The following is a 14,894-nucleotide window of genomic DNA, read 5'->3' as shown; positions in this document are numbered from 1 at the left end:
GGATATGCATGCCGGTGAGGGTGATGTTGCTGGTGTTCTCGAGCGTGACGGCGCCGAACCGGTTGCGGGGCATCTCGATCTGCCGGTCGTACTCGGGATAGGTGTGCACCTCGCCGGAGTCGCCTGCGCTGATCCACCCGGCGCGGTACCAGTCGACGAAGTCGGAGTACTGGACGCCGAGGCCGTCGAACGTGATGTCGTGCGCCCGGTCGTCGGGGGAGTCGCCCTTGATGTCCACGAGCTTGGCGACGGTCGGCCGCATGATGGTGACGTCGTCGATGTCGCCCCGCGGCATGTAGTAGAGCTCGCCGGCCTCGCGGTCCACGTAGTACTCACCGGGCTGGTCCAGGAACGGCATGGCGTTCTGGATGTAGTAGCGCGACCCGCTGCGGCTGTTGACCAGGGCGTACCGCGACCAGTAGTCGAACGTCGCGAAGCCCTTGCGGTAGTCCGCGCCGCCGATCGGGATCGTGTCCGTGAACCAGCTCCAGGACCCGCCCGACCACACCGTGATCTGGGCGTCCTTGAGAGGGTTGCTGTCCGCGGTGTCGTCCCACGCCGGGTCCCAGTCCCCGTCCTTCCAGTAGAGCCAGGAGCGGACGGCCTCCTTCTCGGGCTCGCCGAGGACGGAGAACAGGTACGGGGCCTGCGTGTCCTCGGAGGTCCGGTTGGGGTAGCGCGCCAGCTCGGAGCGCTCGCCGTCCTCGAACAGCGTGTAGAACTGCTGCTCGGGGTCGAACGTCGTCTTGTAGATGCCGTCCTTGTAGGGCTCCCAGCCGGTGACGGGCTCGGCGCCGACGAGGTTGGCCTTGCCGGGCCCGTCGGCGGAGCGGTAGATCACCTGGTGGCCGTTGTTGCCGGAGTCCTTCTCGGTGAACTCGATGGTCTCGTCGACGGGGTAGTCGCCCTCGGCGAGGTTGACCACGATGTCGCAGCGCATCTTGCGCTCGTGGTTGAGCCCGAGGTCCTGGATGTGGTCGCGGGCCTTGTCAAGGCTGGCCCACGGCTTGCGCTCGGTGCCCTTGCCGCGGTCGTCGTCGCCGTCGGGGGAGACGTAGAGCTGGGGGCACTTGCCGCCGCTCTGGGAGCTGGCGGCGTACGGGTCGAAGGCCGTGGCCCCGACCCCGACGGCCGCGACCGCGCTGACCGCGACGACCGCCGCCGTTCCGGTCCTGATCCATCGTCTGGACATCGGTGTCCTCTTCTCGTGAGTGGTGCGGGTGGGTGGCTGTGGATTGCTGCCGGGTGGTTCAGGCCGTCGGCTGGACGACGTAGGTGGCGCCGCGCCGCGTCTCGAACACGGCCAGGTCGTCCTCGGGTCGCTCGACGGCGACCGGACCGTGCGGCCCGACGACGCGCACGGGCGCGTCGGTGCGCAGGCGGACCGTGCGGCCGAGCAGCGAGCGCACGCGGGCGTGGTCGAGTCGGCCGGCGGACCACGTCATGGTGATCTCGAAGCCCCCGCGGGTGCGCAGGCCGCGCACGCGCCCCTCGGGCCAGGCCTCGGGGAGGCACGGCAGCAGCCAGACCTCCCCGGAGTGGGACTGCAGGAGCATCTCGTTGATCGCCGACGTGCCGCCGAAGTTGCCGTCGATCTGGAACGGGGGGTGCAGGTCGAACAGGTTGGGCGCCGTCCGGCCGGGGGAGAGCAGCTGCGTGAGGTGCGCGTAGGCGCCGTCGCGCTGCAGGAGGCGGGCGCGGATGTTCATCTTCCAGGCCAGGGACCAGCCGGCGGTCACGGCCGGGCCCCGCAGCTCGAGCGACCGGTCGGCCGCGGCCGCGAGCTCCGGCGTCCGGCGAGGCGTGATCTGGTCGCTCGGGAACACGCCCCACAGGTGGGAGACGTGGCGGCTGGTCTCGGTGGCCGCGTCCTCCCAGTCGATCAGCCACTCCTGGAGCTGGCCGAGGTAGCCGACCTGGTTCGGGGGCAGCTTGTCGCGCGCAGCGAGGGCGGCCACGGCGGTCTCGCGGTCGAGGCCGAGCTCCCGCGACGCCTTGTCGAACGCGGTGAACAGGTCCCGCAGGATCTGGCAGTCCATCGTCGGCCCGGCGCAGAGGCTGACGCCCTCGTCGTCGTCCTCGTGGTGCTTCAGCTCGGGGGAGTGCGACGGGCTCGTGACCAGGTAGCCGGTCGCGTCGTCGACGACGAGCGTGTCGAGGAAGAACTCGACCGCGCCGCGCAGCACGGGGAAGTACTCGCGCAGGGTGTCGAGGTCGCCGGTGTACTCGTAGTGCTCCCAGAAGAGCAGCGAGAGCCACGCGCCGCCGGTGGGCCACACCCCGTAGAAGGCGTGGTCGACGGGGGCGGTCCCGCGCCACAGGTCGGTGTTGTGGTGGGCCACCCACCCCCGGGCTCCCCACATCTTCCGCGCCGTCCGCGCCCCCGACTCCGCGAGCTCCTCGATCATCGCGAACAGCGGCCGCCAGCACTCCGCGAGGTTCGACGGGCCTGCCGGCCAGTAGTTCATCTCGCAGTTGATGTTGAGCGTGTACTTCGACTGCCAGGCGGGCAGCATCTCCGCGTTCCAGAGCCCCTGCAGGTTGGCAGGCTGGCCGGGCGCGCGTGAGCTCGAGATCAGCAGGTAGCGGCCGAACTGGTAGTACAGGGCGGCGAGCTGCGGGTCGCCGCCGACCCGGAACGCCGCCACCCGCTCGTCGGTCGGCAGGTCGGCCGACGGCGACGTGCCGAGGTCGAGGTCCACGCGCCCGAACAGCTCCTGGTGGTCGCGCACGTGCGACCGGCGCAGGACGCCGAAGCCGCGGACGCTCGCCCGCTCGAGAGGCGGCGCCGCCTGCTGGAGGGGGTCGCCCCCGACGTCGAGATAGCTGCGGTGGCTGGTGCCGATCGTGACGAGCAGCGTGACGGCGTCGGCGCCCCGCACCCGCAGCGACGTCTCGCCGCACACCACCGAGCCGCCCTCGGCGACGGCCCGTGCCAGGGCGACGAACCGCACCTCGCCCTCGAGGCCCTCGGCCTCGCCGGAGCGCCCCTCGAGCGCGAGCGTCCGACCGTCGTGCGCGAGGGTGGTCGTCTCCTGCAGCGACGTGAACGAGGCATCGACCGAGACGGCGCCCGGCACGTCCGCGCGCAGCCGCACGACGATCGCCTGGTCGGCGTGGCTGACGAACACCTCCCGGGTGTGCCGCACGCCGTCGGCGACGAACGTCGTGGTCGTCACCGCCGTGGTGAGGTCGAGCGAACGGCGGTACTCCGCGACGTCGTCGGTCAGCCCGGGGAAGGCGAGGTGCAGGTCGCCGACGGGCTGGTACTGCATCTGCTCCGTGGGCCGGCCCATGAAGCGCGCGTCGGCGAGCCGCTGGGCGTCGGCCCAGCGCTCCTCGGTGAGCAGCCGCCGGATCTCCGGCAGGGCCTCGGCGCCCGCGGGGTCGGCGTAGTCGTGCGGGCCGCCCGCCCAGACCGTGTCCTCGTTGAGCATGAGCGTCTCGGCCGTGACGCCGCCGAAGACCATGGCGCCGAGCCGGCCGTTGCCGACCGCGAGAGCCTCCAGCCACGCGGCCGCGGGCCGGGGGTACCAGAGCTCCAGCGGGTGGGTCGCGGCGTCGTCCGGGGCCGCGTCCCCCGTGGCGGCCTCGGCCGTGCCGGCGCGGGCACCGCCGGCCAGCACGACCGCTCCGGCCGCTGCGGCGCCGGTCGATCTCAGCAGGTCTCGTCGGGTGAACGAGGTCATCGCATCCACATCCCTCTCGTCGTCCGTCTCGTCGTCGAGGCCACGAAAGGTCGAACGGCTGCCCGTGCGGTCGGGCGTCGTCGCCTTCGGTACCGGAACTGCAGGGTGTCGCTGGAGTGCTGTCGCGGCCGGTGGAGGCCGGGCAGCCCTGCCCCGCCGTCCTCGCGTCCCGAGGTGCTCAGGGATGCGGTGCCGCGACGGATCGAATGTAGTACATCACATGTAGTACAAGTCAACAGGTCGAGAAGAGGCCCGGCGCTCCGGGCGGCAGCGGTGCCGCCGGGAGGGCCGGGCCTCGGGCCGTGCTACTCCTGGGGCCGGCGGCGCGCCCAGGACGACGTGATGTGCTCGCGCATCGCGGCCTCCGCGCCGTCCGCGTCACCGGCGGCGAGGGCCTCGAGGATCCGGGTGTGGCCCTCGTGCGTGGAGCGGACGTCGTCGACGCTCGGGGTGCCGCTGTACTGCGGCGAGTGCAGCGCCTTGCCCTGGACGCTGGAGACGATCGCACGGCCGAAGGCGTCGCGGGAGGCGCGGTGGATCAGCTCGTGGAACTCGAGGTCGACGCGCGCGTACGCGGTGGGGTCGTCGACGAGCCCCGCGAGCTCGTCGAGCTTGGCGGCGAGCGCGGACCGCTGCTCGGCGTCGAGCAGGCCGGCTGCCCGCCGGGCCATCGCGCACTCCAGGGTGGTGCGGATCTCGATGAGGTTGTCGAGGTAGACGAGGCGGTCCTCGCGCTGGAAGAGTGCGTCGAGGACGAGCGGGTCGAGCAGGCTCCACTGGTCCTGGTCGAGCACGATCGTGCCCCATCCCTGGCGCGACGCGACGAGGCCCTTCTCCACCAGGGCGGTGGTGGCCTCGCGGATCACGGTGCGGCTGACCTCGTACTGCTCGCAGAGGGCGCCCGCCGGAGGGAGGGCGCTGCCCGGGGGGTGCTCGCCGACGACGATCGCCGTGACGAGGCTCTTCACCACCGCGGCGGCGAGCGGCGGGCGGTGTCGCTGGGGGCGGGGCACTGCTCCGGCGGTCGAGGGCGTCGTTGTCATGTCGTCCGGGCTCCGTTCTGCGTCGCGGCCTGCGCTGACGGCCACCCCGAGCGTAGCGGAGGCTTGCGCACTCATCACTCGTATCATAAGTTATGACTTAGCCGACAGGCTCGACGAGGCGCTGGCACCAGCCGCTGCACCTCCCACGACCCGGCCTCGAGACTCGCGCCGACGGCGGCGCGTGCGGAGTAGGAGCAGCGGATGCGCATCACGGGATACCGGACCCTCACCACCGTCCACCGATGGGGGCGGCCGGTGGGCGACGTCAACGGCGTCGTCGCGGACGGGGTGACCGAGGTACCGGTCGTGCTCCTCGAGACGGACGCCGGCGTCACCGGCGTCGGCCTCGGGGCGAGCGGCGACCTCGACCTGGTCTTCGGTGCCCTCGAGGGTCAGGACCCGCGGGCGGTGACCGCGCTCTACGACCGCATGCTCGCGTTCGTCTTCAAGTCCGGGCACGCGGGCAGCACGTTCGGCACCATCGGCGCCTTCGACATGGCGCTGTGGGACCTCAAGGCCAAGCTGGCGGACGAACCCCTGTGGCGCACCCTCGGCGCGGCCGACCGCTTCGTGCCCGGCTATGCGTCCGGGCTCGAGTACGCCCTGCCCGACGACGCGCTCGTCGAGCTCTACGAGCCGTGGGCCGAGCGCGGCTTCACCGGCGCCAAGGTGAAGGGGGGCCTCGACGTCGACCGCGACGTCAAGCGGCTCGCCATCGTCCGCGACGTCCTGCGCGAGAACGCCGACCACCCCGACCTCATGTACGACGTGAACGAGGCGTGGGGGCGCCACCAGGCAGTCCGGTTCGCCCGCCGCGTCGAGGACCAGGTCGATATCATGTGGATCGAGGAGCCGGTACGCCGGTGGGACGTCGCCGGGCACCGGGCCGTCGCCTCCGAGCTGCGCGCGGCGGTCGCCACGGGTGAGAACCTCACGGGCCTGGAGCAGTACGGGCCGCTGCTCGACCGCGACGCCGTGGGCGTCGTGCAGGCGGGCAGCGTCTGGGGCGTCACGCACTTCCTGCGGGTCTCGGTGCTCGCCCTCGGCCGAGACCTGCCGGTCAGCCCCGTCGGCTACAACGCCAACCCCGTCGCGCACGCGTCGGCCGCCGTGCCCAACCACCTGGTCACCGAGGTGCAGGACCTGTCGTGGCCCGTGGGGCTCCGCGTGGACCAGGAGATCCAGGACGGCGGGATCGTGCTGGGCGACGCGCCCGGCCTCGGCATCGAGGTCGACGAGGAGCTCATCGCCACGAACCGCGAGTCCGGCACATGGGCCGTGCCGTCGGGCCCCCACGTGCGACCCGTCGACGCCGGCCTGCGCCTCGCGCGCCGCCGCGCGGGCGAGCAGCAGTGAGCGCCTTCCCGCAGGCCGGGGCCCGGCCCCGCGCAGTGCTGGCCTTCGACCCGCCCGGGCTCGTGGAGCGCATCTTCGGGGCGGACGGCCTCGAGCGCCTGGGGGCGGTCGTGGACCTCGACCCGGAGGTCGTCGTGGAGGTCGCGTCGGAGGCTGCGCGCCGCCGCCTCGCCGGCGCCGAGCTGCTGGTCGCCGGCTGGGGCGCGCCGCCCCTGCCCACGGACCTCGTGCCGCGGCTGCGCGCGGTCGCCTACGCGGGCGGCGTCGCGCGCACGTGCCTCGCCGACCCGGCCGCGCTGGCGGCGCGCGGGGTGACGGCGTCCCACGCCCGGGCCGCCAACGCGGTGCCGGTCGCCGAGTACGCGCTGGCGATGATCCTGCTCGCGAACAAGAAGGCGCACGCCGCCGAGCGGACCTACCGCGAGCGGCGCGCCGCCCCGGACGCGGACCGTCTCCTCACCGGCACGGGCAACTACCGCCGCACGGTGGGGATCGTCGGGGCCTCGCTGGTCGGGCGCCGCGTCGTCGAGCTGCTGGGGCCGTTCGACCTCGACGTGCTGCTGTACTCCCCGGAGCTGGCGCCTGGCCCGGTGCCCGGCCTGCCGGGGGCGCGGGCGGCGTGCCTCGACGAGGTCGCCGCGCGCGCCGACGTCCTGTCCCTGCACCAGCCGCTCACGCCCGAGACGGCGGGGCAGGTCGACGCCCGGGTGCTCGGCCTGATGCCCGACGGCGCCACCCTCGTCAACACCGCCCGCGGCGGCGTCGTCGACGGCGTGGCGCTGCTCGCCGAGCTGCGCACCGGCCGGATCGACGCGGTGCTCGACGTCACCGACCCCGAGCCGCCCCCGCCGGACAGCGAGCTGTGGAGCCTGCCGAACGTGGTGCTCACCCCGCACCTCGCGGGCTCCACGGGCACGGAGCTGCGCCGGATCGGCGACTCCGTCGTGGCGGAGGTCGAGCGGTTCGCCCGCGGGCTGCCGTTCGTGCACACGGAGGAGCTGGTGGCGTCGTGACGACCGAGGTGCGCGAGGATGCCACCCGCAGCAACGAGGCAGGAGGACGCATGGCGGCAGGACAAGCAGGCCCCGACGTCGCGGCGCTCGCGCGCTGGATGCGCACGTGGGTGGGCGACGAGGGGCAGATCCGGGGCTTCCACAACCACAGCGTGTGGGGCACCAACCCGGCGACGTTCGTCGACTTCACCAGCGGTCACCAGGCGTTCTCCGCCCCGGCCACCGCGGCGTTCGGCGAGGTGCTCGGCCGGTACCCCGACGACCGCGGGCTCGACCTGTGGCGCCGGATGATGCTCTTCCAGGCGCGGACCGTGCAGGACGACGGGCAGTTCCGCCACATCGGGTTCCAGGTGGGGGAGTCGGCCACCGCGGGCCTGATCCACAACATGGTGGGCTGCCTCGGCCTGCTGGAGGGGCTGCGGCACGCCGGGCACCTCCTGCCCGAGGACGAGCGCGCCGAGGTGCTCGCGGCCGTCCGGCGCGACCTCGACGCCTGCCGCGTCTACGGCGGCGGACGCCCGACGCCCGACGGCACGGTGAACCAGGAGTACGCGCGGGTCTGGGCCAAGCTGCGGTACGAGGAGCTGAGCGGCGTCGACGTCTACGCCGCCGAGCTCGAGGACGACCTCGACGCCCTGGTGCGCCTCAGTCACGTGCGCGGGGTGCCCGACGGCGAGTCCGTGGGTGTCTTCCGTCAGCCGACCGACCGCGAGGGCGGCGGCATCCTCGAGCCCGCCGAGTACTACGGGCTCATGGTGGTGCCGCTCGTCCTGGGCGCGCGCCGGTTCGGCCGGCCCGACCTCCTGGAGGAGGCGGTGGCGATCTGCCGGCACGTCGCGCGCTCCGCGTGGGTGGACGACGCGGGCTGCACGCGGTTCCACCGCTACTGGTACGTGCGGGGCGGCACGCACCTGCTGTCGACCACGCCGATGCTGGTCGCGGGGATGGGGCTGAGCCTGTACGGCATCGAGGAGGTGCTGGCCGACGTCGACGTGCCCGAGCTGGGCGACTTCCGCGACGCGTGCCTGCGTACCTACGCGCACTACCAGTCGCCCGCCGGCCCGTTCGTCTCCGCCACGGGCTGGCACCACGAGGCCGACGTCGCGCCGAGCACCGCCTGGCACGCGCACGACCTGCTCTTCCTCGCCCGCCACGCGCTGGCCCGGGGTGACGTCGACGCGACGTTCTGGGACGCCGTGTTCGCGGACCCCGACCGGCAGGCGGTGATCCTGTCGGACCGGGCGTTCTGGGCCGAGGACGGCGTGCACTGGTGCATCCTCAGCCCGTACACGGCCGGGGATCTCAGCATCTTCGGCCGCAAGGACCGCGACACGTTCGCGCGGTCGTTCTTCGCCTGGACGGACAAGGAGCCGCTGCCGGCGGAGCTGGAGTATCCCGGGCCGCCGGCGTTCTTCGTCGCGGATGAGGGGATCTTCCGGATCGACGGCTCGGACCGGTCCACGGACGTCACCGTGGTCGGCCCGGTCCCGTTCCGAGGTCGTCTCGGCTAAGGGCTGGTGGCACGCCACCTCTCACATGTAGCATGTATGACAAGTGGTCCTCGTTCTCGAGGACGACGCACCCACCCAGGGAGACAACGATGTCAGCAAGGTTTCGGCGCGGGGCGATCGGCGCCTCCGCGCTCGGGCTCGTACCCGTCCTCGCCCTCACGGCCTGCAGCTCCGGCGACGGCGGCGGCAGCGCGGGCGGCGGCGACCAGGTGCGGATGCTCGTGAACATCACCGACAACCTCACGCAGGCGAAGTGGGACGAGCTCGTCGCCCCCTTCGAGGAGGAGACGGGGATCGACGTCAAGATCGAGGGGCCGAGCGGCCAGTCGGTCGCCGAGACGTTCCCCACGCAGCTCGCGGCCGGCACGGCGCCCGACGTCATCCAGTCGATCTTCCCCACCGAGGACACGGCGCCCGAGATCCTCGACCTGTCGGAGTTCGACTGGGCGCAGGGCACCCCGATGGCCGACCTGTACTCCACGGACGGCGCGATCAACGTGGTGGGCGTCGGCATGCAGGCCCAGTCGCTCCTGTACTACAACAAGGAACTCTTCGAGAAGGCCGGCATCACGGAGCCCCCCGCCACCTGGGAGGACATGGACGCCGCCCTCAAGGCCCTGCAGGACGAGGGCGTGAAGAAGCCGATCGGCTTCGCCTCCGAGTGGGCCACCGGCGTCCAGGTGCAGGAGATCTGGCACCCGCAGCAGAACCTCAGCACCCCCGGGTGGCAGCAGGCCGTGGCCGGCGGGTCCTCGACGCTCGGCGACCAGTTCCAGCCGATGTTCGAGCACGTGGCCGGCTGGATCGACGCCGGCTACACGACCGCCGACGACGTGGCCACCGACAGCGGCACGCAGGAGGCGAACTTCATCGCCGGCGACGTCGGGATCTACCCGATGGGCTCGTGGTTCACCACGACGCTCGCGGCGTCGCCGCCCGAGTTCGAGGTCGGGATCTTCGCGCCGCCCGTCGACGACGCCGCGGACCAGCCCGCGCCGATGGGCGCCACGATGGCGTTCCCGTACATGGTCTGGAACGGGACGCAGGCCAAGGACGCCGCCACGCAGCTCGTGGAGTACCTCGTGACGGACGAGGACGCGATCGCCACCCAGGCGGAGATGGACAACTTCAACCGCGAGGGCCTGGACGCGAGCGCGAACGAGTACGCGGGGCTGGTCCAGGAGCTGCTCGACGCCGCGCCGTCGTTCGTCGTGCCCGGCAACCAGACGGTGGGCGACTTCGCCCTGCCGGTCGCCGGGTTCAACGAGAAGTTCACCGAGGTCGCGCAGGGGCTGTGGCAGGGCACGTCGCCCGCGGACGCCGCGGGCCAGCTCACGGCGTGGTACGACGCGGAGGCAGCGGGCTGACATGGCTCGAGCGAGGACGGCACGCGTGCTGGGGAGAAGGGGTGCGCTGGGCCGGGGCCTGATGACGGTCCCGGCGGCGCTGGTCTACATCGGTCTCATGGTGGTGCCGGTCGGGTACGCCGTCTACTACTCGTTCACCGAGTACAACGGCATCCCGACCCAGGCGCCCGAGTGGGTCGGGCTGGAGAACTACACACGGATCTTCACCGACCCGACGGGCGACATGCACTCGTCGCTGTGGGTCACCGGGGTCATCGCGGTGGTGGGCGCGTTCGGCGTCAACGTGATCGCGCTGGGCCTGGCCCTCCTGCTGCGGCGGACCACCCCGTTCACGGCGTTCGCGCGGGCCGTGATGTTCTACCCGCACGTGCTGTCGGCCCTCATCGTGGGCTTCCTGTGGCAGGCGATCCTCGGCCCGCAGGGCGCGGTGAACAACCTGCTCACTGGGTCGGGCCGGTCGACCCTGCCGTTCCTGTCCGACCCGGACTGGGCGCTCGCCACGATGATCGCCGTCATCGTGTGGGCCCAGCTCGGCGTCCAGCTCGTGCTGTACCTGGCGGGCCTGCAAGCCGTGCCCGCCGACCTCCAGGAGGCGGCGACGCTCGACGGCGCCGGCCGCGTGCAGGTGTTCCAGCACGTCACGTGGCCGGCGCTCGCGCCCACCGTGACGGTGACGATCGTGACGTCGGTGCTGTCGCTGCTCAAGGTCTACGAGGTCGTCCTCGGCCTCACCAACGGCGGCCCCGGGGACGCCACGCAGACCTGGGCCTACGAGATCCTCGCCGTGTCCTTCGCCAACAACAAGGTGGGGCTGGCGTGCGCGCAGGCGATGCTGCTCATCGTCGTCGCCGGGATCCTGTCGTTCACGATCATCGCGCTGCGCAGGCGCGCCGAAGAGGGAGCGGAGGCGCTGTCATGAGCCTGTCCGGCAGCCGGTCGGCGCGGACGCGCACGACCCTGCGGAACGGGGCGATCGCCGTCCTGTCGGTCGCGATGCTCGTGCCGCTGTACATCGTCGTCGTCAACGCGTTCAAGCCGCAGCAGGAGATCCTGCTGTCGCCGCTCGGGTTCGACCCGGCCACGGCCACGACCCAGTTCCTGCAGGACGCGTGGACCAACCCCAACTTCCCGGTGGTCTCCGGCTACGCGGTGACGCTGTTCCTGGTCGTCGCGTGCAACGTCGTCGCGATCGGGGTCTCCGTCCCCACGGCGTACGTCATCGCCAGGACCCCGACGGTCCTGTTCCGGGTGCTGCTGATGTTCTTCGTCGCGGGCATGTTCATCCCGGCGCAGATCATCCTGGTGCCCGCGATCTTCGTGCTGAAGGCGCTGCACCTCATGGGGACCCTGCCGGGCCTGGTGCTCTTCATGTCGTCGACGATGATCCCGTTCACCCTGTTCATCTTCACCGGGTACATCCGCATGCTGCCGCGCTCGCTCGACGAGGCCGCGGCGATCGACGGCGCGAGCCAGCAGCGCGTGCTGTGGCGGATCGTGTTCCCGCTCATGAAGCCGATCGTCGCGACGGCGTTCATCCTCAACGCGCTCAGCGCCTGGAACGACTTCGTCAGCCCGCAGCTCATCCTCGGGCCCGGGTCGTCGTTCCGGACCATCACCACCGGCGTGTACGCGGCCGTGTCCTCGTACACGACCAACTACGAGATCGTCTTCCCCACCCTGCTGCTGGCGGTGGTCCCGATCCTGCTCATCTTCGTCCTCATGCAGCGCCACGTCATGAGCGGCCTGTCCGCCGGCGCGGTCAAGGGCTGACCCGCCCACCCACCGGTCTCCCCCTCGCCTCCCACTCGTCTCGCACCTGTCCAGGAGAACCGCATGACCCTCGACTTCACCGACCCGGCGCAGGTCGCCCGGGCGATCCAGTACACGAACGTCAACCCCGACCTCACGCGCGACGGCGTGACGAAGCACCTCGAGACGTGCGCCGCCTACGGCTTCGACGCCGCGATGATCGCGCCGTACTGGGTGCCGCTGGCGAAGGACGTGCTCGCGGGCACCGGCGTCAAGGTCGCATCCACGCTCAACTTCCCCATGGCCAACGACACCCCCGAGATGCGGCTCGCCGCGCTGCGAGCGCTCGTCGCGGCCGGGGTGGACGAGTTCGACTTCCCGCCGCACCCGGGCCTGCTGCTCGGGGGCGACGAGGACCTCTACGCCCGCGACGTCGAGGACGTCGTCCGGCTCGCGCACGCCGAGGGCGTGGCCGTGAAGGTGATGCTCGAGTTCGGCTTCCTGCCCACCGACGACCTCAAGGCCCGCGCCACGCGGATCGCGTACGAGGCCGGCGTCGACTGGGTGAAGCAGTCTTCCGGGTGGGGCAAGGGCGGCCTGGAGGCCACCGAGCACGACGTGCGCCTGCTCGCCGCGAACATCGAGCCGCCGTGCCGGGTCAAGGTGTCCGGCAAGGTCAACTCGCTCGGGAAGATGCAGCGCCTGTTCGAGGCGGGCGCCGAGCTGGTCGGCACCAGCTCCGGGCCGGCCATCGTCGACGGGCTCGTCGGCGACCCGGACGCCTACTGACCGGGCCGGACGCGCGGCAGACCGCACGACGACGCGACACGAAGGGGAGCGATGAGGCTCACGGTGGTGGGGAGCTATGCCAAGGCTCTCGTGATGACGGTCGACCGGCTGCCCGAGGCGGGGGAGACCCTGCTCGGGCGCGAGTACCGCGAGACGTACGGGGGCAAGGGCTCCGACATGGCCGTCCAGGCGGCCCGGCTCGGCGCCGACGTCGCGTACGTCGGGGCCGTGGGTGACGACGCGCACGGCGCGGAGTTCCGCGCCCTCATGGCCGCCGAGGGGGTCGACGACTCCCGCGTGACGGTCGACGCGACCGCGCCGACGGGGGTCGGGTTCATCGTCAAGGACACCGCGGGGCGCAACCTCATCGTCGTCGACAAGGGCGCCAACGACGGGCTCCTGCCCGACGTGCTGGACGCGTCGGCCGACGCGATGCGCGGGGCGGACGTCGTCCTGGCCCAGCTCGAGATCCCGCTCGGTTCGGCGCTGCACGCGCTCGCCGTCGCACGGGATGCCGGCGTGCCGACGGTGCTCAACCCGGCACCCGCCGTGGACCTGCGGGGCGTCGACCTGTCGGCCGTGGACGTGCTCACGCCTAACGAGCACGAGGCACGGGTCGCGCTGGGCCTGCTGCCCGGCGACCCGACCCCGGTCGAGGAGCTCGCCCGGCGCCTGCTCGCTCTCGGCCCGCGGGCCGTCGTCGTCACGCGCGGGGAGGACGGGGCGCTCGTGGCGGACGCCGCGGGCGCGACGGCCGTGCCGGCCGCGGCGGTCGACGTCGTCGACTCCAACGGCGCGGGCGACAGCTTCAACGCGGCGCTCGCCGTCGCGCTCGGGGAGGGACGCGACCTGCGGGGCGCGGCCGCCTTCGCCGGCGTCGTGGCGGCGCTGTGCTGCGAGCACTGGGAGACGGTGCCGTCCTACCGGGCGCGCGCCGAGGTCGAGGAGTTCCTCGCGAGGACGAAGGAGACGGCATGAGAAGCGGACGGATCCTGCACCCCGGCCTGGCCGGGGCGCTCGCCACGCTGGGGCACACCGACGTCGTGCTGGTGACCGACGCCGGGTTCCCGATCCCGCAGGACGCGCACCGCGTCGACCTCGCGCTGACACGCGGGCACCTCGACGTGCGGACGATCCTGCGGGTGCTGCTGGAGGAGGTCTTCGTCGAGGAGGTGCACATGGCCGGCGAGGTGCGGACGCACCACCCGCGCCTCTACGGCGACGTGCAGGACCTCTTCACCGGCTCGGGCGCCACGTTCCGCGGCACGACCCACGAGCACCTCATCGAGCACTGGGCGCCGCGCGCCAAGGTCGTGGTGCGCTCCGGCTCGTTCGAGCCCTGGGCGAACTTCGCGCTCGTCGCGTCCACCGCGCCGTTCGAGTGGTTCGCCGACGACGACGTGACGATCCTGCCGGAGTACGTCGAGCGGCGGCGGATGATCGCCGAGGGCGTGCGACCCGAGCTCGGGTAGCACGCCCCCGGCGTCCGGCGGGTTCCCGGTCGAGGACCGGTCCGAGACCGGCCGGGGCGACCGTCAGGCGTCGTCGAGCGCTGCCAGCCAGTCGGCCCAGAACGCCTTCCACAGCTCGGCCTCGGCCGCGGAGCCGAGCCGCTCGTGGGTCACGGTCAGGCGCAGCCGCGACCCGACCGGGTCCGGCGAGAACATCGCGACGCCGTGCTCGCCGTCGTCGTCGGACACCCCGAACCGCGGACTCTTCACGCCCGGGCGCGACCGCGGTGCGAGCGTGAGGCCGGGCACGAGGCCGGCGCGGTCGGCGTCGTCGTCGAGCAGGGCGCGCAGCGTGTCGCGGTCGACGTCGAGCAGCCGCGACCGGCTGACCGAGAACGTGCCGTCGGGCCGCTGGCCGGGCACGCGCAGCCCGGTGATGCGCTCGTAGCCCACGGTGACCGACTGCGCCCACCAGCCGGAGACGCCGTGCTCGCCCGCGACCCAGGCGGCGATGGCGGTGTGCCCGGCGTCGCGACCGGGGCCGGCGTCGACGAGCGCGACCCACTCGTCCCACCCGCGGCCGGTGCCCTCGCCGATCGTGTCGTCGGAGAGGTCGGGCTCCGACACCCAGGCGCGGGCGCCGGCCGGGGGAGGTGCCGCCCGGGCGAGGAGGGTGCGGCGCGCGGCGCCGTACCTCTCGCCGGTGGCGGCCATGCGCGCGCGGACGCGCTTCTTGAACGACTCCTGCGTGGTCATGAGGACTCCTGCGTGCTCGCACGGTGCGCCACCCGCGGCTCGCGCCCGCCGGCAGGCACCGGTGAACACGGTGTCCTGACCGCGTCGAGCACTCGAGGTCCCCTCTGTCCCCACCGCTCGCGCGGTCCCGGCGGCGCGAGCGCCGGTCCGGGGATCGGGCGGGACGCGCC

12 protein-coding genes and 1 pseudogene are annotated in these 14,894 nt (G+C 72.7%); 9 read left to right on the top strand and 4 right to left on the bottom strand.

The features are described 5' to 3' along the window. The 3 genes and pseudogenes from ACFCZN_RS04325 to ACFCZN_RS04315 form a co-directional block, all read right to left on the bottom strand. Positions 1–1,192 (bottom strand): annotated as a pseudogene (locus ACFCZN_RS04325) (right-handed parallel beta-helix repeat-containing protein); the annotation flags it as partial. 58 nt (positions 1,193–1,250) lie between these two features. Then, on the bottom strand, positions 1,251–3,689 hold the full coding sequence (locus ACFCZN_RS04320) for a glycosyl hydrolase family 95 catalytic domain-containing protein (RefSeq protein WP_429763965.1): 2,439 nt from the start codon (positions 3,687–3,689) through the stop codon (positions 1,251–1,253). A gap of 305 nt (positions 3,690–3,994) precedes the next feature. Further along, on the bottom strand, positions 3,995–4,732 hold the full coding sequence (locus tag ACFCZN_RS04315) for a FadR/GntR family transcriptional regulator (protein ID WP_429763966.1): 738 nt from the start codon (positions 4,730–4,732) through the stop codon (positions 3,995–3,997). A 201-nt stretch (positions 4,733–4,933) separates the two neighbouring features. Here ACFCZN_RS04315 and ACFCZN_RS04310 point away from each other — a divergent pair, with 201 nt between their 5' ends. The 9 genes from ACFCZN_RS04310 (at position 4,934) to rbsD (ending at position 13,989) form a co-directional block, all read left to right on the top strand. Beyond that, entirely contained in the window at positions 4,934–6,088 is a 1,155-nt protein-coding gene (locus ACFCZN_RS04310) for a mandelate racemase/muconate lactonizing enzyme family protein (protein WP_430555934.1), read from the top strand. Beyond that, complete coding sequence (locus tag ACFCZN_RS04305; RefSeq protein ID WP_430555933.1) at positions 6,085–7,101, top strand: hydroxyacid dehydrogenase; 1,017 nt, start codon at positions 6,085–6,087, stop codon at positions 7,099–7,101. Before ACFCZN_RS04310 ends, ACFCZN_RS04305 begins: the two co-directional genes overlap by 4 nt. Beyond that, complete coding sequence (locus tag ACFCZN_RS04300) at positions 7,098–8,612, top strand: hypothetical protein (RefSeq protein ID WP_430555932.1); 1,515 nt, start codon at positions 7,098–7,100, stop codon at positions 8,610–8,612. Before ACFCZN_RS04305 ends, ACFCZN_RS04300 begins: the two co-directional genes overlap by 4 nt. Positions 8,613–8,701: 89 nt before the next feature. Continuing rightward, positions 8,702–9,979 (top strand): ABC transporter substrate-binding protein, encoded by a 1,278-nt coding sequence (locus ACFCZN_RS04295; RefSeq protein ID WP_430555931.1) that lies wholly within the window; start codon positions 8,702–8,704, stop codon positions 9,977–9,979. Positions 9,980–10,004: 25 nt separating this feature from the next. Then, on the top strand, positions 10,005–10,898 hold the full coding sequence (locus ACFCZN_RS04290) for a carbohydrate ABC transporter permease (protein ID WP_430555930.1): 894 nt from the start codon (positions 10,005–10,007) through the stop codon (positions 10,896–10,898). Beyond that, on the top strand, positions 10,895–11,749 hold the full coding sequence (locus ACFCZN_RS04285) for a carbohydrate ABC transporter permease (RefSeq protein WP_429763972.1): 855 nt from the start codon (positions 10,895–10,897) through the stop codon (positions 11,747–11,749). Before ACFCZN_RS04290 ends, ACFCZN_RS04285 begins: the two co-directional genes overlap by 4 nt. 63 nt (positions 11,750–11,812) lie before the next feature. Further along, positions 11,813–12,517: a deoxyribose-phosphate aldolase gene (gene deoC, locus ACFCZN_RS04280; RefSeq protein WP_429763973.1), complete on the top strand. Its 705-nt coding sequence runs from the start codon at positions 11,813–11,815 to the stop codon at positions 12,515–12,517. Between the two features lie 51 nt (positions 12,518–12,568). Next, positions 12,569–13,495 carry a ribokinase gene (locus ACFCZN_RS04275; protein WP_430555929.1) on the top strand — a complete coding sequence of 309 codons (927 nt, stop codon included), beginning with the start codon at positions 12,569–12,571 and terminating at the stop codon, positions 13,493–13,495. Continuing rightward, a complete protein-coding gene (gene rbsD / locus ACFCZN_RS04270; RefSeq protein ID WP_430555928.1) occupies positions 13,492–13,989 on the top strand; it encodes a D-ribose pyranase in 498 nt (165 codons plus the stop codon). Before ACFCZN_RS04275 ends, rbsD begins: the two co-directional genes overlap by 4 nt. A gap of 63 nt (positions 13,990–14,052) precedes the next feature. On the opposite strand, the gene ACFCZN_RS04265 is transcribed toward rbsD, so the two are convergent. Further along, positions 14,053–14,724: a DUF4287 domain-containing protein gene (locus ACFCZN_RS04265; RefSeq protein WP_430555927.1), complete on the bottom strand. Its 672-nt coding sequence runs from the start codon at positions 14,722–14,724 to the stop codon at positions 14,053–14,055. Positions 14,725–14,894 lie beyond the last annotated feature (170 nt).

Source organism: Isoptericola sp. NPDC056134 (assembly GCF_042264825.1).
GTDB lineage: Bacteria > Actinomycetota > Actinomycetes > Actinomycetales > Cellulomonadaceae > Isoptericola > Isoptericola nanjingensis.
This window is presented reverse-complemented; position numbering and strand designations above follow the sequence as displayed.